The sequence below is a fragment of the Vibrio sp. SSH13-20 genome (genome assembly GCF_040104475.1).
GTDB lineage: Bacteria > Pseudomonadota > Gammaproteobacteria > Enterobacterales > Vibrionaceae > Vibrio > Vibrio harveyi.
The window spans coordinates 485,607-505,681 of record NZ_JBECOU010000003.1 but is presented as its reverse complement, the minus strand read 5'-3'; the positions used below and the strand labels follow the sequence as shown (position 1 = coordinate 505,681).

General features: G+C 46.3%; 15 protein-coding genes and 21 tRNA genes. 2 read left to right on the top strand and 34 right to left on the bottom strand.

What is annotated here, in order from left to right; all coding sequences use genetic code 11:
• Position 1: 1 nt before the first annotated feature.
• The 7 genes from rodA to leuS all read right to left on the bottom strand — a co-directional run bounded on the left by rodA (position 2) and on the right by leuS (position 8,288).
• A complete protein-coding gene (gene rodA, locus ABMY42_RS11155) occupies positions 2-1,123 on the bottom strand; it encodes a rod shape-determining protein RodA (protein WP_005447521.1) in 1,122 nt (373 codons plus the stop codon).
• Positions 1,123-3,048: a penicillin-binding protein 2 gene (gene mrdA, locus ABMY42_RS11150; protein ID WP_005447519.1), complete on the bottom strand. Its 1,926-nt coding sequence runs from the start codon at positions 3,046-3,048 to the stop codon at positions 1,123-1,125. The genes rodA and mrdA overlap by 1 nt, the downstream gene beginning before the upstream one ends.
• A gap of 29 nt (positions 3,049-3,077) precedes the next feature.
• Positions 3,078-3,548, bottom strand: a complete 471-nt coding sequence (gene rlmH, locus ABMY42_RS11145) for a 23S rRNA (pseudouridine(1915)-N(3))-methyltransferase RlmH (RefSeq protein WP_005447517.1) — start codon at positions 3,546-3,548, stop codon at positions 3,078-3,080.
• Between the two features lie 4 nt (positions 3,549-3,552).
• Entirely contained in the window at positions 3,553-3,870 is a 318-nt protein-coding gene (gene rsfS / locus ABMY42_RS11140) for a ribosome silencing factor (protein WP_009697738.1), read from the bottom strand.
• Between the two features lie 90 nt (positions 3,871-3,960).
• A complete protein-coding gene (holA, locus tag ABMY42_RS11135) occupies positions 3,961-4,980 on the bottom strand; it encodes a DNA polymerase III subunit delta (protein WP_349266290.1) in 1,020 nt (339 codons plus the stop codon).
• A 5-nt stretch (positions 4,981-4,985) separates the two neighbouring features.
• Positions 4,986-5,543 (bottom strand): LPS assembly lipoprotein LptE, encoded by a 558-nt coding sequence (gene lptE, locus ABMY42_RS11130; protein WP_009697740.1) that lies wholly within the window; start codon positions 5,541-5,543, stop codon positions 4,986-4,988.
• Positions 5,544-5,714: 171 nt separating this feature from the next.
• A complete protein-coding gene (leuS, locus tag ABMY42_RS11125; protein ID WP_009697741.1) occupies positions 5,715-8,288 on the bottom strand; it encodes a leucine--tRNA ligase in 2,574 nt (857 codons plus the stop codon).
• 155 nt (positions 8,289-8,443) lie between these two features.
• On the opposite strand from leuS, the gene ABMY42_RS11120 reads away from it, so the two are divergent.
• On the top strand, positions 8,444-8,914 hold the full coding sequence (locus ABMY42_RS11120; protein WP_005447499.1) for a zinc ribbon-containing protein: 471 nt from the start codon (positions 8,444-8,446) through the stop codon (positions 8,912-8,914).
• Between the two features lie 52 nt (positions 8,915-8,966).
• Here the strand turns inward: ABMY42_RS11120 and lnt are convergent, their stop codons facing one another.
• The 5 genes from lnt to miaB all read right to left on the bottom strand — a co-directional run bounded on the left by lnt (position 8,967) and on the right by miaB (position 14,593).
• Complete coding sequence (gene lnt, locus ABMY42_RS11115) at positions 8,967-10,487, bottom strand: apolipoprotein N-acyltransferase (protein ID WP_045488655.1); 1,521 nt, start codon at positions 10,485-10,487, stop codon at positions 8,967-8,969.
• 37 nt (positions 10,488-10,524) lie between these two features.
• Positions 10,525-11,424 (bottom strand): CNNM family magnesium/cobalt transport protein CorC, encoded by a 900-nt coding sequence (corC, locus tag ABMY42_RS11110; protein ID WP_053053230.1) that lies wholly within the window; start codon positions 11,422-11,424, stop codon positions 10,525-10,527.
• 106 nt (positions 11,425-11,530) lie between these two features.
• The gene (gene ybeY, locus ABMY42_RS11105; protein WP_005425552.1) at positions 11,531-11,995 is read right to left on the bottom strand and encodes an rRNA maturation RNase YbeY; all 465 of its coding nucleotides are present in this window, start codon (positions 11,993-11,995) and stop codon (positions 11,531-11,533) included.
• Between the two features lie 2 nt (positions 11,996-11,997).
• Complete coding sequence (locus tag ABMY42_RS11100; RefSeq protein WP_005447495.1) at positions 11,998-13,095, bottom strand: PhoH family protein; 1,098 nt, start codon at positions 13,093-13,095, stop codon at positions 11,998-12,000.
• 73 nt (positions 13,096-13,168) lie between these two features.
• Positions 13,169-14,593 carry a tRNA (N6-isopentenyl adenosine(37)-C2)-methylthiotransferase MiaB gene (miaB, locus tag ABMY42_RS11095; RefSeq protein WP_005438595.1) on the bottom strand — a complete coding sequence of 475 codons (1,425 nt, stop codon included), beginning with the start codon at positions 14,591-14,593 and terminating at the stop codon, positions 13,169-13,171.
• Between the two features lie 258 nt (positions 14,594-14,851).
• Between miaB and ABMY42_RS11090 the strand changes: the two genes are divergently transcribed.
• Positions 14,852-16,027: a 2-octaprenyl-3-methyl-6-methoxy-1,4-benzoquinol hydroxylase gene (locus ABMY42_RS11090; RefSeq protein WP_017188429.1), complete on the top strand. Its 1,176-nt coding sequence runs from the start codon at positions 14,852-14,854 to the stop codon at positions 16,025-16,027.
• Positions 16,028-16,187: 160 nt separating this feature from the next.
• On the opposite strand, the gene ABMY42_RS11085 is transcribed toward ABMY42_RS11090, so the two are convergent.
• From ABMY42_RS11085 to ychF, 22 genes are all read right to left on the bottom strand, one after another.
• Positions 16,188-16,272, bottom strand: a tRNA-Leu gene (locus tag ABMY42_RS11085).
• Between the two features lie 54 nt (positions 16,273-16,326).
• Positions 16,327-16,401, bottom strand: a tRNA-Gln gene (locus tag ABMY42_RS11080).
• Positions 16,402-16,446: 45 nt separating this feature from the next.
• Positions 16,447-16,531: transfer RNA gene (locus tag ABMY42_RS11075), tRNA-Leu, on the bottom strand.
• A gap of 21 nt (positions 16,532-16,552) precedes the next feature.
• Positions 16,553-16,637: transfer RNA gene (locus ABMY42_RS11070), tRNA-Leu, on the bottom strand.
• A gap of 18 nt (positions 16,638-16,655) precedes the next feature.
• Positions 16,656-16,732 (bottom strand) — tRNA-Met (locus ABMY42_RS11065).
• A gap of 23 nt (positions 16,733-16,755) precedes the next feature.
• Positions 16,756-16,840, bottom strand: a tRNA-Leu gene (locus ABMY42_RS11060).
• Between the two features lie 53 nt (positions 16,841-16,893).
• Positions 16,894-16,968, bottom strand: a tRNA-Gln gene (locus ABMY42_RS11055).
• Positions 16,969-16,999: 31 nt separating this feature from the next.
• Positions 17,000-17,084, bottom strand: a tRNA-Leu gene (locus tag ABMY42_RS11050).
• 33 nt (positions 17,085-17,117) lie between these two features.
• Positions 17,118-17,192 (bottom strand) — tRNA-Gln (locus ABMY42_RS11045).
• 40 nt (positions 17,193-17,232) lie between these two features.
• Positions 17,233-17,317, bottom strand: a tRNA-Leu gene (locus tag ABMY42_RS11040).
• Between the two features lie 52 nt (positions 17,318-17,369).
• Positions 17,370-17,446, bottom strand: a tRNA-Met gene (locus tag ABMY42_RS11035).
• A gap of 24 nt (positions 17,447-17,470) precedes the next feature.
• Positions 17,471-17,555: transfer RNA gene (locus tag ABMY42_RS11030), tRNA-Leu, on the bottom strand.
• Positions 17,556-17,625: 70 nt separating this feature from the next.
• A tRNA-Gln gene (locus tag ABMY42_RS11025) sits at positions 17,626-17,700 on the bottom strand.
• A gap of 30 nt (positions 17,701-17,730) precedes the next feature.
• Positions 17,731-17,815, bottom strand: a tRNA-Leu gene (locus ABMY42_RS11020).
• A 33-nt stretch (positions 17,816-17,848) separates the two neighbouring features.
• Positions 17,849-17,923: transfer RNA gene (locus ABMY42_RS11015), tRNA-Gln, on the bottom strand.
• A gap of 31 nt (positions 17,924-17,954) precedes the next feature.
• Positions 17,955-18,039 (bottom strand) — tRNA-Leu (locus tag ABMY42_RS11010).
• A gap of 25 nt (positions 18,040-18,064) precedes the next feature.
• A tRNA-Leu gene (locus tag ABMY42_RS11005) sits at positions 18,065-18,149 on the bottom strand.
• 79 nt (positions 18,150-18,228) lie between these two features.
• A tRNA-Met gene (locus ABMY42_RS11000) sits at positions 18,229-18,305 on the bottom strand.
• A gap of 79 nt (positions 18,306-18,384) precedes the next feature.
• Positions 18,385-18,459: transfer RNA gene (locus tag ABMY42_RS10995), tRNA-Gln, on the bottom strand.
• A gap of 31 nt (positions 18,460-18,490) precedes the next feature.
• Positions 18,491-18,575, bottom strand: a tRNA-Leu gene (locus ABMY42_RS10990).
• A gap of 39 nt (positions 18,576-18,614) precedes the next feature.
• Positions 18,615-18,691, bottom strand: a tRNA-Met gene (locus tag ABMY42_RS10985).
• A 285-nt stretch (positions 18,692-18,976) separates the two neighbouring features.
• Positions 18,977-20,068, bottom strand: a complete 1,092-nt coding sequence (gene ychF / locus ABMY42_RS10980; protein ID WP_005449255.1) for a redox-regulated ATPase YchF — start codon at positions 20,066-20,068, stop codon at positions 18,977-18,979.
• Positions 20,069-20,075 lie beyond the last annotated feature (7 nt).

Genomic DNA, 20,075 nt, shown 5'->3' with positions numbered 1-20,075 from the left:
TCTAGGTCGCCTTAGAGAATGCTTTTCGGTGTGTATGGATCGACATAAGAATGCCAAAACCAGCCATCAGTGTCACCATTGAAGTACCACCATAACTGATCAACGGTAAAGGTACGCCTACTACAGGTAGGATGCCACTTACCATGCCGATATTTACAAAAATATACACGAAGAAGCTGAGTACAATACTGCCCGCCATCATTCGACCAAACGCTGTTTGTGCTTGGCTTGCGAGGTAGAGACCTCGACCGATAATAAATAGGTAGATGGCTAATAGGCAAAGGAAGCCAATCATACCCCATTCCTCAGCGATTACTGCAAAGATAAAGTCAGTGTGTCGCTCTGGAAGAAATTCTAATTGAGATTGTGTACCTTGCAGCCAACCTTTGCCTGAAATACCACCAGAGCCGATTGCAATCTTACTTTGGATAATGTGATAGCCGGCACCAAGAGGGTCTGACTCTGGATTAAATAGAGTGCGCACACGTACCTTTTGGTATTCGCGCATCAGGAAGAACCATAAAATAGGAATAAAACCACCCAGAGCAATGGCGGCTGCGGCAATGATTTTCCAACTAATACCCGCAAGGAAGATAACGAAAATACCAGAAGCGGCGATCAGAATTGAAGTACCAAGGTCTGGCTGTTTTGCAATAAGAATGGTTGGTAGACAAACCATGATTAGTGCAACAATGAGCGTTTTGAACGTCGGAGGAAGTGGTTGACGACCGATGTAGCGCGCCACCATTAAAGGTACGGCAAGCTTAAGGAGCTCTGAGGGCTGGAAACGAACAAAGCCAAGATTGAGCCAGCGTTGGGCGCCTTTGGAGGCTTCACCAAAGAAGAGCACGCCAAACAACAGAATAACGCCACCAACAAACATTAATGGAGCAAGGCTCTCATAGGTTCTGGGCGAGATCTGTGCCAATACGATCATGACAACCAGTGACAGCACCATGCGCATTGCTTGACGATCCATCATCGCCAAACTTTGACCACTGGCACTGTACATGATGACAAGACCAAAGCCCATCAAAGCAAAGATGCCGAGTAACAACGGCAAGTCGATATGGAAGCGTTCAAACAGAGCACGGTTTTTGCCTGTAGAGGGATCCATTTTCATCACTGCGCTACCTCTTTCTTCGCATTGTTTTGTTCTTCATCTGACTCGATTTTTTCAGGACCAAGGATGACACGGTCGAAGATCTTTCTCACAACAGGCGCGCCGTTACTCGAACCACCACCTGCGTTTTCCAGTACCACTGATACGACGACTTTTGGATCATCGAATGGCGCAAAACCGGTAAACAACGCGTGGTCACGTAAATGTTCTGCGACTTCATCTGCGTTGTACTCTTCGTCTTCTGCAAGACCAAATACCTGAGCGGTCCCTGACTTACCACCAGTTTGGTAATCCATATTATAGAAAGAGCGACGAGCAGTACCTTTTGGACCGTGGTTAACCAAACGCATGCCTTCCTTCGCCATATTCCAGTATTTGTCTGGCACATTTTGGATAGGAGGGTAGGTTTCGTATTCAGAGCTTTCTTGCTCCTCAAAGTCGCCACCGTTGTCGATGGTTGCTTTTAGCAAGTGAGGTGCTGTTACAGCGCCTTCGTTAACCAATACTGAGGTCGCTTTCGCTATCTGCATTGGTGTTGCTGTCCAGTAACCTTGCCCAATACCAACAGGGATAGTGTCGCCCTTGTACCAAGGTGTTTTATGACGAGCCATTTTCCATTCACGAGTTGGCATGTTTGCCTTACTTTCTTCGTAAATGTCGATGCCCGTATAATCGCCAAAACCAAACATCATCATCCAATTCGATAGGCGATCAATGCCCATGTCGTAGGCAATTTGGTAGAAGAAGGTATCGACGGATTCTTCAATTGATTTGATGATGTCGACGCGACCATGACCCCAACGTAGCCAGTCACGGAATGGACGAGTATCTGAATTTGGAATTCGCCAGTAACCAGGATCGTTTCGGGTGGTTTTCGGTGTCACAACACCTTCTTCCAGAGCCGCTACAGCAATGAAGGGTTTGATGGTTGAAGCTGGTGGGTAAATGCCAAGCGTTGTGCGGTTCACCAATGGACGGTTTTTATCGTTTAATAGTGCTCGGTATGCTTTACCTGAGATCCCGTGTACGAACGCATTTGGATCGTAGCTTGGGCTAGAAACCATAGCCAATACACCATTGTCTCGAGGGTCGAGCACTACCGCGCTACCACGACGTCCATCTAATAACTGATGCACATAGAGCTGTAGGTTGATATCGAGGTTTAAGACGATGTCTTTACCTGGCACAGGTGGAACGTATTTCAAAGTACGAATGACACGTCCGCGGCTGTTTACTTCCACTTCTTGGTAACCCGCCGTACCGTGCAATAGGTCCTCGTAGTACTTCTCGATACCTAACTTACCGATGTCACGAGTTGCTTGGTAGTTGGCGTCTTTTTCTTCGCGCACTAAGCGCTGCATGTCGCGGTCGTTAATACGAGAAACATAGCCAATCACATGGGTCAGTACTTCGCTGAATGGGTAGTAACGCTTTAGCGTAGCGCTAATCTCAACGCCCGGGAAACGGTATTGATTGACAGAGAAAACAGCAACTTGGTTTTCATCCAATTGAGTCAACAACGGAACTGACTTGAAGCGACGAGTACGCTTACGCTCACGTTGGAAGCGTTCGATTTGCTCTGGTGTGATTTCAAGGATGGTTTGTAGCTCTTTGATGGTGCCGTCAATGTCTTTGATTTTTTCTGGGGTCAGTTCCAGGTTAAAGACGGGGCGGTTTTCAGCGAGCAGAACACCATTGCGGTCGTAGATCAAACCACGGTTTGGTGCAATAGGAACCACTTTAATGCGGTTGTCATTAGAACGGGTTTTATAGTCTTGGAACTGGTTTACCTGAATGTTGTACATGTTGGCAACCAGCAAGCCCATCAAAATTACGATACCTATAAATGCAACAATAGCGCGACTAGAAAATAGACGCGCTTCTGCTTGGTAATCTCGAATTTGACTGCGGCGTTTACGAATCATTAACGCTTGTCTCTACAGCTAAGTAGCGATTATTCGCGGTGGTAAGGGTGGTTAGCAGTAATGCTCCACGCTCGGTATAAACTCTCTGCCATCACGATACGCACAAGTGGGTGTGGTAGTGTCAGTGCTGACAGTGACCAACTTTGATCTGCTGCGGCTTTACAAGCTGGCGCTAAGCCTTCAGGACCACCGATTAGGATCGACACGTCACGACCATCTAGTTTCCATGCTTCTAGCTGTTCTGCTAGCTGTGGGGTATCCCACTTTTTCCCTGGAATATCGAGAGTGACGATACGCGCACCTTTAGGTACCGCAGCCAACATCGCTTCGCCTTCTTTTTGTAAGATGCGTGCGATGTCTGCATTTTTGCCACGTTTACCCGCAGGGATTTCAACCAACTCAAGTGGCATATCATGTGGGAAGCGACGACGGTATTCTTGAAAACCTTCTTCGACCCATTTTGGCATTTTGGTGCCAACGGCAATTAGTTGAATTTTCAAAAGATTAACCCCAGAGTTTTTCTAGTTGGTATAGCTCGCGATGCTCTTCTTGCATCACGTGAAGCATTGCGTCGCCCATGTCTAGGACAACCCATTCACCTTCATTTTCGCCTTCCATACCTAGTGGCTCTAGACCAGCTTTCTTCACTTCAGATGCAACGTGATCAGCGATAGATGAAACGTGACGCTTCGACGTGCCAGTACAAATGATCATGTAATCTGTCACGCTTGATTTGCCTTCAACATTCAGAATAACAATCTCTTCCGCTTTCATGTCGTCGGCTTTATCGGCTAAAAAGTCTTTAAGTTCTTCGCGAAGCACTCGGTTTTCCTCGGTATTTTCTTTTTTGTCTGTGGGCGTTTTAATCTCGTTGAGTTAAAACTGGTCGCGCACTATATCACGCTTTGAAAGCTAAATTGCCAGCTTAATATCAGGAGAGCAGGTTTCTAGGCTCAATTGATGGATAGTTGGCCACACAGATTCATCGTATTGGGTTTTGGCTTTTATCTCAGCATGTGTGAGCAAGGATAAAAGGGCACAAATTCTTGAGGCTGACAGGCGAGTCAGCGCAGCATTATAGAATGGGCGTTTATTTTGCCACACTCGATGCTTTTCAAACACCTGACTCATGCCCATTTGGGTAAGGTCTCGATGCATGTTAAGTAATTGGTTGAACTCTTTCTGTACACTACGGATAAGGATGACTGTCTCTGTGCCTTCGGCTTCAAGCTGGCGCAAAATGCGTTGTGCTCGGTTGGCTTTCCCAGCAAGGAGAGCGTCAATCCAATGGAAAGTCGTAAAGTGGTTGTGTCGGCTCAAGGCTTCTTCAAGACGCACAACCGTCAGTTCGCCATCTGGGTAGAGTAAAGCGAGCTTCTCTAAGCTTTGTGAGAGCGCGAACAAGTTCCCTTCATGCCACTGTGCCAACATTTGCAGTGATTGCTGATCTGCTTTTAGCCCTAATGTGCGGCAACGAGCCTGTACGAACATCGGCAAACGTTGCAGATCTGGTGTTTGGCAGCTTACCCAATCACCTTTTGCACTCAGCGCTTTAAACCATTTTGCGTTTTCTTGGGTTTTTGTCAGTTTACTGCCCACGATCACCAGCATAATGTCGTCGTGTAGCATTTCACATAGGGTTTGCAGTTCTTTACTAACTGTTGTCGTTACGCCGCTTTCTGGTAGCTCAAGTTCAATTAGTTGGCGACTGGAAAATAGGCTTAGTGCTTGGAAACAATCATATACTTGGTTCCAATCTAAACTAGCGTCAACCGCGAAACGGTGTCTTTCTTCAAAACCTTGCTGGTGCGCCATTGTTTGGATCGCTTGGCGACTTTCTTGAATCAGCAGAGGTTCATTACCAAAAATCAGGTAAACCTGTTTGATGTGTTTCGCTAGATGGTCAGCCAGCTTGTCGGCAAAAATTCGCATTCTGATTAAGAGTTAGTGTTCGTAGAGTTAGTCTTCATCACATCAGGGGTAGGTTGACCTTGTTCGTATTCCGCACGAACTCGACCTAGCTGACGCATCATTTGACTCGCCGCTTGTTGACGCATTTCGTCTTCGATAACGTCACGTTCTACCGACTTCGCCAATGCTGTTAATGGGTTATCAAGGTAGTTGCGGTTTACGGTTGTTTTGAAGTCTTTTGCACCGAAACCAGGAATAGTCACACGGTACTTCACTACGTAAGTCAGTTCTTTCTCTGCCGCACGACTGTTTTGGTACAGCGATAGTGTACGTTCGTCGATAGTCGCTTCGATCAGGTGCAGATTTGGTGTACTTGAAGATGGTTGTACTAAATCTACTTTGTTCAATTCAAGTTGAGCGCGAATATAACGCGTCAATGGGCTGTATTCATCGTAGCTAGTGAAAGACATGGTATGCAGTTCTTCCGGAACCGAGTATTCGCCACGAAGGTGGAAACCACAGGCAGAAAGAAGCCCCGCTAATACCAATACCACTGGTAGTTTAATCAAAGAGAAAAAGCGCATTGATTGTATTCATCCTAAATTGAAGGGGTTATTTACCTTAAACCACTCAGCATGAATGGCTTGAGGTAAATAAACAGGGTAGCGAACTACCCTGTTTAATGACTCTTTACAGGCGAATAAGTTCGCTCTGCTTTGAGTTATTGCTAACTACGTATCGTTTGTCGTGAAAGACTAGTTAGCAACGATGTTCAACAGTTTACCTGGTACGTAAATTACTTTACGGATTGTTAGACCATCTGTGAACTTAGTAACGTTTTCGTCATTTAGACCAAGCTCTTCAACTTGTTCTTTCGTTGCGTCAGCCGCTACAGTCAGTTTCGCACGCAGTTTACCGTTAACTTGAACAACGATAGTCTTCTCGTCTTCAACAAGTGCTTTCTCATCGAACGTTGGCCATACAGCATTGTCGATGTCTGCTTCACCTAGCGCAGCCCATAGTTCGTATGAGATGTGCGGAGTGATTGGGTAAAGCATTGCAACAACAGCTTTTAGAGCCTCATCAAGGATTGCACGATCTTGCGCAGATTCTTGAGGCGCTTTCGCTAGCTTGTTCATCAGTTCCATGATTGCAGCGATTGCTGTGTTGAACGTTTGACGACGAGCAATATCATCAGTCACTTTCGCGATAGTTTTGTGAACGTCACGACGAAGAGCTTTTTGGTCACCAGAAAGTGCTGCTGCATCTACTGCTTCTGCTGCACCTTTTGATGTGTGCTCGTTTACTAGTTTCCAAACACGTTTCAGGAAGCGGTTAGCACCTTCTACGCCAGACTCTTGCCACTCAAGTGTCATGTCTGCTGGAGACGCGAACATCATGAATAGACGTACTGTGTCTGCGCCGTACTTGTCTACCATCTCTTGAGGGTCAATACCGTTGTTCTTGGACTTAGACATTTTGATCATGCCTGAGTGTTCAACGTTGCGACCTTCGTTATCCGTTGCAGAAGTGATGCGACCTTTACCGTCACGTTCAACTTTAACGTCAGTTGGTGCAACCCACTCTTTACCGCCTTTCTCGTTCTCGAAGTAGAACGCGTCCGCTAGTACCATGCCTTGACACAGTAGTTGCTTGAACGGCTCGTCAGACGTTACGTAGCCTGCATCACGCAGCAGTTTGTGGAAGAAGCGAGAGTACAGTAGGTGCATACAAGCGTGCTCGATACCACCGATGTACTGGTCTACCGGTAGCCAGTAGTTTGCTTTTTCTGGATCTAGGATGTCATCAGCTTGTGGTGAACAGTAACGAGCGTAGTACCAAGAAGACTCCATGAACGTATCGAATGTATCTGTCTCACGTAGAGCAGGTTCGCCGTTAAAGGTTGTCTTTGCCCACTCTTTGTCTGCTTTAATTGGGCTAGTAACGCCATCCATTACTACGTCTTCTGGAAGAATAACAGGTAGCTGGTCAGCTGGTACTGGGTGAACTTCACCGTCTTCAGTGGTTACCATTGGGATTGGTGCACCCCAGTAACGTTGGCGAGATACACCCCAGTCACGTAGACGGAAGTTAACAGTCTTAGTGCCTTTGCCTTCTGCTTCTAGCTTCGCTGCAATTGCATCGAATGCCGCTTGGAATTCTAGACCGTCGAATTCACCTGAATCGAACAGCACACCTTTCTCAGTGTATGCCGCTTCAGAGATGTCTAGCTCGCTGCCATCAACCGGCTTGATAACAGGCACGATGTCTAGACCGTACTTAGTTGCGAACTCGAAGTCACGTTGGTCGTGTGCAGGTACTGCCATTACAGCGCCTGTACCGTAGTCCATCAGTACGAAGTTTGCTACGTAAACAGGAACTTCACGACCGTTCAATGGGTGAATAGCAGTAAGGCCAGTCGCCATACCTTTCTTCTCCATTGTCGCCAGTTCAGCTTCTGCTACTTTGGTGTTCTTACACTCTTCGATGAACGCAGCAAGTTCTGGGTTGTTCTCAGCCGCGATAGTCGCTAGAGGGTGACCTGCAGCGATACCAACGTAAGTGACGCCCATTAGCGTGTCTGGACGTGTTGTGTAAACTTCTAGGTCTTGTTGACCCTTGACTTCAAACTTGAGCTCAACACCTTCAGAACGGCCGATCCAGTTGCGCTGCATGGTTTTCACCATTTCTGGCCAACCTTCAAGTTTGTCTAGATCGTCCAGCAACTCTTGAGCGTATTCTGTGATCTTAATGAACCACTGAGGAATTTCTTTTTGCTCTACTGGAGTGTCACAACGCCAGCAGCAGCCATCTTCAACCTGCTCGTTCGCAAGAACAGTTTGGTCGTTTGGACACCAGTTAACAGAAGAAGTCTTTTTGTAAACCAGACCTTTCTCGTAAAGCTTAGTGAAGAACTCTTGTTCCCAACGGTAGTACTCAGGTGTACATGTTGCGAATTCACGGTTCCAATCGTAACCAAAGCCAAGAAGCTTAAGTTGGTTCTTCATGTATTCGATGTTTTCGTAAGTCCATGGTGCAGGTGCAGTGTTGTTTTTCACTGCTGCGTTTTCTGCAGGTAGACCAAATGCATCCCAACCGATTGGTTGCATTACGTTTTTGCCTTGTAGGCGTTGGAAACGAGATACTACGTCACCGATGGTGTAGTTGCGCACGTGACCCATGTGCAGTCGACCACTTGGGTATGGGAACATGGATAGACAGTAGAATTTTTCTTTATTTGGGTCTTCACTTACAACAAAGGTCTTGTTGTCATCCCAGTGCTTTTGAACTTTCTGTTCAAGGTCTTGTGGATTGTATTGTTCTTGCATCGATGGTATCCGGTTATCTTGGAATTTGTGAGTTCGGTTAGAACAGACTTAAATAGATCGTCATAGAATACCTAAAGCTAGGGATCACAACAATAGCCAATCTGTACCCATACGCCTTGAAGTGGTGCTTGGTAGTAGAAAGATGGAGGTCAGTTATGCCTAAACGTAAAGCAGGTTATGAGGAAATGCTCGAGGATGTGATTGAAACCTTGAAGCACAGTCCGGATGAAGTTAACAAAGTATTCGAAACGTCGGGCAAAGTGGTGGATGCTGCCAACGACATGACCAAAGACGAACTCTCACTGATATCAGCTTATGTCAAAGCCGATTTAAAAGAGTTTTCTGATAGCTATGAAGAAGGTAAGAGTGGACCCTTCTATCTCACAATTGCCGATTCCGTTTGGCAAGGTTTGCTCGAAATTACAGACCGAACCAAAGTGGAGTGGGTTGAACTGTTTGATGACTTAGAACATCAAGGTCTTTATGAGGCGGGAGAGGTGATCGGACTTGGCACATTGGTCTGCGATGAATGTGGTCATAAGACGACATATAACCATCCAACTGTGATCATTCCATGCATTAAGTGCAATCATACTGGCTTTAGTCGTCAGTCTCTCAAGCCATAAGAACAGCATTAACAAACGTAAAAAAAAAGAGGCCTAAGAGCCTCTTTTTCACTTATGACTTTTTCTTCCTTGATAACCACCAAGCCAACATCAAACTTAATCCAGCCCAAATATACAGAGGCCAAGTGCCGACGATGCGATACGGAGTTTGACCATCGGTAGGAACAAGTTCTGCGCGAAGCACTGCGGTTTCAAATTGAGGGATTTGTTCAATCACCTTACCTTTATGGTCGGTCACTGCGGTTACGCCATTGTTGGTCGAGCGAATAAGTGGCTTACCCAGCTCTAGAGCACGCATTCGAGCGATTTCCATGTGCTGTAGTGGACCAATTGAATGACCGAACCAAGCGTCGTTAGAAAGCGTTAGAATGAAATCAGTATCGTCGGTCACGTTCTGACGAACTTGTTCGCTGAAGATGATTTCATAACACAGTGCAGGATCCATGTGCTTTCCATTCGCCACGATGTTTGGCTGAATAAAATCGCCACGGCTGAAGGAAGACATTGGCAAGTTGAAGAATGGTGCAAGTGGGCGCAATACGTCTTCAAACGGCACGAACTCACCAAACGGAAGTAAGTGGTGCTTGTGGTAGCGCTTGTCCATATCAAAGCTGTAATCACCGTATGGATTTACACCCAGCGATAAAATGCTGTTGTAGAATTGACCGTCTTTTCCTTGGTTTACCACACCCGTAATAATGGCGCTGTTGTTCATTTTCGCCGCAGTATCGATGTTTCTCAAGAACGACGGGACTTCAATTTCAAATGCAGGAATGGCAGCCTCTGGCCATACGATGATGTCAGCATCCCAGTTCTCACGAGTGAGGTCTGCGTATTTCATGATGGTTGGCCAGCGTTGGCTCGGTAGCCATTTTAGGTTCTGGTCAACGTTACCTTGGATCAGCGCTACTTTGGTTGTGTCTTCAATGCGAGGAGTTACCCAATCGTATTGGCGAATACCAAAGCCTGCACTTAACAGTACCGCAGGGATGATGATCATTAACCATTGCTTGTGAATCCAAGCATACGCCAATGCACCAGCACTGATCATGATGAACAGTGTTAGTAGTTCTACACCACCGATGGGTGCAAAGCTGGCAAATGGTGCGTCAATTTGACTATAGCCAAGCCATAGCCAAGGGAAACCTGTCATAACCCAGCCACGTAGCCAGTCGGTCACTAGCCATAATGCAGGAGCAGCAAGCAATGCTTTGCTCAGGGTAAATTCAGGGAAAAACTTGTTAGCGAGCCACGCAAATAAGCCGGTGTATATGGATAGGTAGGCGATTAACAAGCCCATGAGGAATAGGTTTGCAATCAGCGGCATGCCGCCAAAGCCTGCAATGCTAACGTAAACCCAGCTTACTCCTGTCGCAAATTGCCCTAAACCCCATGAATAACCGATCCAAAGCGCACGCCTAGGTGATTGGTCTGCAAGAAGAATAAGTAGGATAGCAGGGCTAAGTATGGCAAGCGGCCATAGCTGATAAGGAGCAAATGCTAGGGTAGTGGAGGCGCCAACAAAAGCGGCCACTAAGGGCCGCTTGAGGCGATGAAAGAGTACATTCATCATTTTATTTTTCTGATATTCCCGATGTTAGGGTATCGCGTTACTCTTGAGTGGCTTCAACCAGCTTTTCTTCGTCTGGAATCGTCACTTGAAGTTGAATGACACGACGGTTGTCGGCTGCCGTTACTTTGAAGCTGTATGCATCAATATCCACGACTTCGCCACGCGATGGTAGGTGACCAAAAGCAGTCATTACCATGCCGCCAACGGTATCCACTTCTTCATCACTGAAGTTGGTACCGAATGTCTCATTAAACTCTTCAATGGTTGTCAGAGCTCTGACAGCAAACGTGTGTTTGCTCAGCTTACGGATATCGGTTTCTTCATCATCATCGAACTCATCTTCAATATCCCCTACGATTTCTTCAAGGATATCTTCGATAGTTACAAGACCAGAAACACCGCCGAATTCATCGACAACAATCGCCATGTGATAACGTTCTTCACGGAATTCTTTTAGCAGGCGGTCTACACGTTTACTTTCCGGTACTACGACTGCTGGTCGAATCACTTCTTCGATATCAAATGGGTTACTGCCTGAGCCCAAGTATTTGAGTAAGTCCTTCGCTAGTAGAATGCCTTCCACATGGTCTTTATCTTCGCTGATCACAGGGTAGCGAGAGTGTTGAGCATCAGTGATCAGTGCGATCAAAGTATCAAGATCGTCTGTGCGCTCGACAGTAACCATTTGCGAACGCGGGATCATGATGTCACGCACGCGCATTTCGGAGATTTCCATTACACCTTCAAGCATGTCGCGGGTGTCGTGGTCAATCAGGTCATTGATTTCAGAGTCGCGGATCACATCCACAAGCTCTTGGCGGTCTTTTGGTTCGCCTTGAAATAGTTGACCTAGACGTTCAAAGAAGGACTTTCTACTCGGACCTTCTGCCTTTTCTTTCTTGCCTTCATTAGAAGAGGGAGAATTATCTTCGTTCATTGTTTCTCAATTAAGTAACGCTATCAGATGTGTGATAGCTCACATAGAAAGACGAGTACGAGATGGTTATCTGGGTAGTTCGCCTTTCCCTGTCGAGCAACCAAAGCTACTCTTTTTCAGCAATATATGGGTCTTCATAACCCATACCTTGCATGATTTCTGTCTCGAGGGATTCCATCTCTTCAGCTTCATCATCCTCGATATGGTCATAACCTAGCAGATGCAAGCTGCCATGTACAACCATATGCGCCCAATGTGCTAGTAGAGGCTTGTTCTGCTCTACTGCCTCTTTTTCAACGACTTGGCGACAGATAATCAAATCGCCCAGTAGGTCCATTTCCATACCCGGTGGTACTTCGAATGGGAAAGATAGCACGTTGGTCGGCTTGTCTTTACCACGGTATTCGTGGTTTAGCTCGTGACTTTCTTGCTCGTCGACAATACGAATCGTCAGTTCCGCTTGTGGTTGGAAAAGAGGAATGGTCTTATCTAGCCACAATTGGAAATCTTGCTCAGAAGGTAAGCCTTCTTCATTTTCGACTGCCAGTTGCAAATCAAGTTCAATTGCCATGGTTATTCCTTAGTTGCCGCGACTTGTGCGCTCAGTTCTGCTTTTGCTGCTTCTAGCAATTTGGCATCACGCTCTTCACGACGGCGTTTTTCGAACTCTTTACGTTCTTTCTGGTCTTGCGCTTCCCACTTCTCATAAGCGTTAACGATACGAGCAACCACTGGGTGGCGCACTACGTCGTCAGCTTGGAAGAAGTTAAAACTGATGTCGTCAACTTCGCTCAGTACCTCAATGGCATGACGAAGACCTGATTTCGCGCCGCGAGGTAAGTCAATCTGTGTGACGTCACCAGTGATAACCGCACGAGAGTTGAAGCCAATTCGCGTTAGGAACATCTTCATCTGCTCGACGGTGGTGTTTTGGCTTTCATCAAGAATGATGAAGGCGTCGTTTAGAGTACGACCACGCATGTAAGCAAGAGGTGCCACCTCAATCACGTTACGTTCAATCAGCTTTTCTACGCGCTCAAAGCCCAGCATTTCAAATAGGGCATCGTAGAGAGGGCGTAGGTATGGGTCGACTTTCTGGCTCAAATCACCAGGTAGGAAGCCCAGTTTCTCGCCCGCTTCAACTGCAGGACGAGTAAGTAGAATACGGCGGATCTCTTGGCGCTCTAGTGCGTCGACGGCTGCTGCAACCGCGAGGTAAGTTTTACCTGTACCAGCAGGGCCGATACCGAAAGTGATATCATGCGTCACCATGTTCATCAGGTATTGACCCTGATTTGGTGTACGAGGCTTGATCACGCCTTTTTTCGTTTTAACGAAGACTTCTTTACCGTGTTCGAAATGTGACTCGGTGTTTTGCTCCAGTACACCTGATTCTTTGATTGCCAGATGGATCTGCTCTGGTTCGATATCAGGCGTTTCGCCGCGGACAGGAGCGGTGTCTACGTAAAGGGTTTTCAGGATATCCAGCGCAGCAGCTGCGGTATGAGGTTTACCGACAATGGTGAAAAGGTCGCTACGGTGGTTAATTTCGACGCCTAGACGACGTTCTAAATGCTTGATGTTGTCATCGAATGGACCGCACAGGCTTGCTAGTCGGCGGTTGTCTGAAGGTTCTAGATTGATTTCTAGCGTTACGATTTTATTGCTCAATGTTGCCTCTCATTTTATGCCACTTAACGAGAGCCTGATAACGACCAGGCTCTCAATGGCTATTTGTACGAGCTTATGGCGTAAAAGTAGCTACACCTAGCTCATCTTCGCGACGTGTTTTCGCCATCATTTGCGTTGGTGAAATCACACTACGAAGGTCCATGTCTTTTTCAGTACGTACTAGCTCACCACGTAGCGAGTTAGCAAATACGTCCGTAATCTTCACGTCAACGAACTGACCGATTAGGTCTGCGCTACCTTCAAAGTTTACTACACGGTTGTTTTCTGTACGAGCGCGAAGCTCCATTAGGTTCTTCTTAGAAGGACCTTCAACCAGAACGCGTTGCTCAGTACCAAGCATTAGACGAGAGTAGCGCATTGCTTGTGCATTTACGGTTTGTTGTAGCTCGTATAGACGCTCTTTCTTCACTTGCTCTGATAGGTCACAAGGGTAGTCTGCCGCTGGCGTACCTGGACGTGGAGAGAAGATGAAGCTGAAGCTCATGTCAAAGTCTACGTCTTTGATTAGCTTCATTGTGTCTTGGAAATCTTTGTCTGTTTCACCAGGGAAACCAACGATAAAGTCTGAACTGATTTGGATATCAGGACGAGCTTTACGCAGTTTACGGATGATCGACTTGTACTCAATCCCAGTGTGAGGACGTTTCATCATAGTCAGCACTCGGTCACTACCACTTTGTACCGGTAGGTGAAGGAAGCTTACTAGCTCAGGTGTGTCTTCGTATACTGCGATGATGTCATCAGTAAACTCTAATGGGTGGCTTGTTGTAAAGCGGATACGATCAATACCATCGATAGACGCAACCAAACGAAGCAGTTCTGCAAATGAACAGATTTCGCCGTCGTGCATAGGACCACGGTATGCGTTTACGTTTTGACCCAGTAGGTTTACTTCACGTACGCCTTGATCTGCTAGCTGTGCGATTTCGAACAGTACGTCATCCATTGGACGGCTTACTTCTTCACCACGAGTGTACGGTACTACACAGTAAGTACAGTACTTAGAACAGCCTTCCATAATAGAAACGAATGCTGTTGCACCTTCAGCACGAGGCTCTGGTAGACGGTCAAACTTTTCTATTTCTGGGAATGAAATGTCCATTACTGGTGCTTCATCCGATTGAGATTGTTTAATCATCTCAGGAAGACGGTGAAGAGTTTGTGGACCAAAAATTACGTCAACGTATGGAGCACGCTGACGGATGTGATCACCTTCTTGAGTTGCTACACAACCACCTACGCCGATAACTACGCCAGGTTTTTTATCTTTTAGTGTCTTCCAACGACCAAGCTGGTGGAAAACTTTCTCTTGCGCTTTTTCACGGATCGAACAGGTGTTAAGTAGAAGTACGTCTGCTTCCTCTGGCTCTTCGGTCAGCTCATAGCCGTTTGCAGCATTAAGCAGGTCGGCCATTTTTGATGAATCGTATTCGTTCATCTGGCAGCCCCAGGTTTTAATTAGCAGTTTCTTACTCATCTCACTTTCGCTCGTTCAGTTGTACTTAAATCGGAGAGCTATTGCTCAAATTATAGCCGCCATCTCGGCGGTAAGCGGCGTATTGTACTGCTTTAAAAAGCACCTGACTAGTGATCTGACGAATTCTCTGCAAACCCTGATGAAATCTAGTTTTTTGCCCTATATACAGCAAGGTTTTTTGTTAAACAATTTTGTAAAAATAGCCATGGAACGTACAATTAAAAAACGCCAATTAATCAATATGATGAAGAGCAAAAAATGAACAAGTATGACATCGCCGTAATCGGTGGCGGCATGGTCGGGGCAGCGGTGGCTGTTGGGTTTGCCAAGCAAGGCAGAAGCGTTGTAATGGTAGAAGGCGCAGAGCCAAAGGCGTTTGAGGCTTCTCAAGCGTTGGATATTCGCGTTTCCGCGATTTCTCATCAGTCGGTGAAGCTACTTGATTCATTAGGTGCATGGTCCGCGATTGAAAGCATGCGTGTGTGCCCTTATCGTCGTTTGGAAACGTGGGAACATCCTGAGTGCCGTACTCGCTTTCACTCTGATGAACTGTCATTGGAGCAGTTAGGATACATTGTTGAAAACCGCCTAATCCAACTGGGGCTTTGGCAAACTTTCGCACAATACGACAACTTAACGGTGATGTGTCCAGAGCGATTGAAAGATATAGAATTTGCCGAGGTAAACCGTGTAACGCTAGAAAGTGGCGAGCAGTTTGAAGCTAGCTGGGTGATTGGCGCTGATGGCGCGAACTCGAAAGTTCGTCAATTGGCGGGTATTGGCGTAACCGCATGGGATTACCGTCAACACTGCATGTTGATCAACGTAAAAACCGAACTTCCTCAACAAGACATCACTTGGCAGCAATTTACTCCCTCAGGTCCACGTTCGTTCTTGCCGTTATGTTCACTAACTGAGGATGGTAAAGAAGTCGGGCAGGGGTCGCTGGTGTGGTATGACTCGCCAAAACGCATTAAACAATTGTGTGCGATGACGAAACCTCAGTTAAAAGAGGAGATCCTACGTCATTTCCCTGCTGAGTTAGGCGATATTGAAGTTTTACAATTTGGCTCATTCCCACTCACTCGTCGCCATGCCCAAAGCTATTCAAACAAGAATTGCGTTTTAGTGGGGGATTCTGCTCATACAATCAACCCACTTGCTGGGCAAGGTGTGAATCTCGGCTTCAAAGATGTTGATGTTCTGCTTTCGGTTACCAATCAGCAAGAGCAACTTAATGATGCTTTGCTCGCCAAGTATGAGCGCGCCCGTCGACCAGATAACTTATTAATGCAAACGGGCATGGATGTGTTCTACAAAGGCTTTAGTAATGATTTAGGTCCATTGAAGTTCGCTCGTAATGCAGCATTGAAGCTGGCGGAAAACTCAGGACCGATCAAAGCGCAAGTATTGAAGTATGCGCTAGGTATGTAAAAGACTTCTGATCACATAGAAAGCGGTCGATAGGAAAGCAATAGATAGAAAAAAAGCGAGCCATGAGCTCGCTTTTTTAATTCGATAAATCAGAGATCTACCGAGTCCAGAATCAGAAAAAAGAAAAAACCCAGCAAACTAATGCTGGGTTTCTTAAGAATGGTGCGGAAGGAGAGACTTGAACTCTCACACCTTACGGCGCCAGAACCTAAATCTGGTGCGTCTACCAATTCCGCCACTTCCGCAACTTATTCTGTAGTTATCAAGGTAATTGGTAAAACCTCAACAACGTTGTGTAATGGCAGGGCTACCTGGATTCGAACCAGGGAATGGCGGCATCAAAAGCCGCTGCCTTACCGCTTGGCGATAGCCCTACTAGTCTTAGCCTTTCAACTAAGTCTTTCCGATAAAGGAAAGTATGGTGCGGAAAGAGAGACTTGAACTCTCACACCTTGCGGCGCCAGAACCTAAATCTGGTGCGTCTACCAATTCCGCCATTTCCGCAAAGTATAGATTATTTTTAGATGGTGCGGAAGGAGAGACTTGAACTCTCACACCTTGCGGCGCCAGAACCTAAATCTGGTGCGTCTACCAATTCCGCCACTTCCGCATCTAAAATCTATATTAATGGTGGCTACGACGGGATTCGAACCTGTGACCCCATCATTATGAGTGATGTGCTCTAACCAGCTGAGCTACGTAGCCATTCTATATTCTTTAATCAAGTATGGTGCGGAAGGAGAGACTTGAACTCTCACACCTTGCGGCGCCAGAACCTAAATCTGGTGCGTCTACCAATTCCGCCACTTCCGCAACTTGATCTGTAGTTATTGATGTAATTGGTAAAACATCAATAGCATTGAATATGGCAGGTCTACCTGGATTCGAACCAGGGAATGGCGGCATCAAAAGCCGCTGCCTTACCGCTTGGCGATAGACCTACGGGCGATAGTCCTAAGACATATCAAATAATGGTGCGGAAGGAGAGACTTGAACTCTCACACCTTGCGGCGCCAGAACCTAAATCTGGTGCGTCTACCAATTCCGCCACTTCCGCATAATTACTGAGTAAACTCAATAATCAAAATAGTGGCAGGTCTACCTGGATTCGAACCAGGGAATGGCGGCATCAAAAGCCGCTGCCTTACCGCTTGGCGATAGACCTGCAGGCGATAGTCATAAAGACTAATCAAGTTAGAAAAGTATGGTGCGGAAGGAGAGACTTGAACTCTCACACCTTGCGGCGCCAGAACCTAAATCTGGTGCGTCTACCAATTCCGCCACTTCCGCAACTTTTCTGTCGTCATAAAGGTAATTGGTAAAACCTAAACAACGAAATAAATGGTGGCTACGACGGGATTCGAACCTGTGACCCCATCATTATGAGTGATGTGCTCTAACCAGCTGAGCTACGTAGCCAACACAATATTCTTTAAATCAAGATGGTGCGGAAGGAGAGACTTGAACTCTCACACCTTGCGGCGCCAGAACCTAAATCTGGTGCGTCTACCAATTCCGCCACTTCCGCAACTTGATTTGTCGTTACTGATATAATTGGTAAAACATCAATAACATTCCTATGTTTCAAGGAAGAATAATGGCAGGTCTACCTGGATTCGAACCAGGGAATGGCGGCATCAAAAGCCGCTGCCTTACCGCTTGGCGATAGACCTACAGCGCTCTAATAAAAGAGACTTTAATAATGGTGCGGAAGGAGAGACTTGAACTCTCACACCTTGCGGCGCCAGAACCTAAATCTGGTGCGTCTACCAATTCCGCCACTTCCGCATAATTACTGAGTAAACTCAATAATCAAAATAGTGGCAGGTCTACCTGGATTCGAACCAGGGAATGGCGGCATCAAAAGCCGCTGCCTTACCGCTTGGCGATAGACCTGCAGGCAATAGTCAAAAGACTATTCAATATATGGTGCGGAAAGAGAGACTTGAACTCTCACACCTTGCGGCGCCAGAACCTAAATCTGGTGCGTCTACCAATTCCGCCATTTCCGCATATATTGTTTAGAGCATTTCAAGATGGTGCGGAAGGAGAGACTTGAACTCTCACACCTTGCGGCGCCAGAACCTAAATCTGGTGCGTCTACCAATTCCGCCACTTCCGCATCTTGAACTCTATAAGCTATCAGTTATCAGTTAATTGGTAAAAACTAACAACTAAATTTTGTCTTTCAAAAGAAAGAATGGTGGCTACGACGGGATTCGAACCTGTGACCCCATCATTATGAGTGATGTGCTCTAACCAGCTGAGCTACGTAGCCATCTTTTTGAGCGAGACAATATAAACCTTCACGCTCTAAGTGACAACCCTTTTTGTCAAAGGAATCCCACTTTAAATAATGGCAGGTCTACCTGGATTCGAACCAGGGAATGGCGGCATCAAAAGCCGCTGCCTTACCGCTTGGCGATAGACCTGCAGACAGTAGTCGTAAAACTACTTAAAACATGGTGCGGAAGGAGAGACTTGAACTCTCACACCTTGCGGCGCCAGAACCTAAATCTGGTGCGTCTACCAATTCCGCCACTTCCGCATCTATTCCTAATTGCTCTTAAAAAAGAACCTTTAGGAATGGTGGCTACGACGGGATTCGAACCTGTGACCCCATCATTATGAGTGATGTGCTCTAACCAGCTGAGCTACGTAGCCAAAACCATGTTTTCTCGTTCTCGTCGCTAAGTTGCCTTGTCGTCGGGAACGGCGCGCATTATGCGAAGTTGAGTGAGATCCGTCAACAGTTTTTTTCAATAAATCCTGCAAAATCCATCGTTCGCTTCCTTTTTAAACAAAGAGGCGCGTTTATGATCTAAAACTGGAAATAAAATGGCTTGCATTAAGGGACTTAATTTCTTGTTGTTTTAGAAAGGTATAAAAAAAGCCAGCGCTATGGCCGGCTTTTTATGTAAATGAAGTGTTTAGAATTCATTCACTTAATTATACGTTGAAGCGGAAGTGTACAACATCACCATCTTTAACGATGTATTCTTTACCTTCTAGACGCCATTTACCTGCGTCTTTCGCGCCGCTTTCACCGTTGAATTGGATGAAATCGTCGTAACCAACAACTTCAGCACGGATAAAGCCTTTTTCGAAGTCTGTGTGGATCTTCGCTGCCGCTTTTGGTGCCGTAGCGCCAACAGGGATAGTCCATGCACGAACTTCTTTCACGCCAGCTGTGAAGTAAGTTTGTAGGTTCAGTAGTTCGTAACCTGCGCGGATAACGCGGTTTAGACCTGGTTCTTCGATACCTAGGTCTGCTAGGAACTCTTCACGCTCGTCATCTTCTAGTTCAGCCATTTCTGATTCGATAGCTGCACATACAGGAACAACAACGTTGTTTTCTTTCGCTGCAAACTCACGTACTGCATCTAGGTATGCGTTGTCTTCAAAACCATCTTCGTTCACGTTAGCGATGTACATTGTTGGTTTTAGCGTTAGGAAGTTTAGGTAGCCAATTGCTGCTAGCTCTTCTTTTGCAAGATCAACAGTACGCGCCATGCCACCTTCTGTTAGTACAGGAAGCAGTTTTTCTAGAACCGTCAGTTCGAATTTCGCGTCTTTGTCACCGCCTTTTGCTTTCTTAGCGTTACGCTGGATAGCGCGTTCACAAGAATCAAGGTCAGCCATTGCTAGTTCAAGGTTGATAACTTCAATATCTTCGATTGGAGATACTTTACCTGCAACGTGAACGATGTTGTCGTTTTCGAAACAACGTACAACGTGGCCGATTGCGTCAGTTTCACGGATGTTCGCTAGGAATTTGTTACCTAGACCTTCACCACGAGATGCGCCCGCAACTAGACCAGCGATGTCTACGAATTCCATTGTGGTAGGTAGAACTTTCTGTGGGTTAACGATCTTTGCTAGAGCATCTAGACGTAGATCTGGCACAGGAACCACACCAGTGTTTGGTTCAATGGTACAGAACGGGAAGTTTGCTGCTTCAATACCCGCTTTAGTTAGTGCGTTAAACAGAGTTGATTTACCAACGTTAGGTAGACCAACGATGCCACATTTAAAACCCATGATAGTA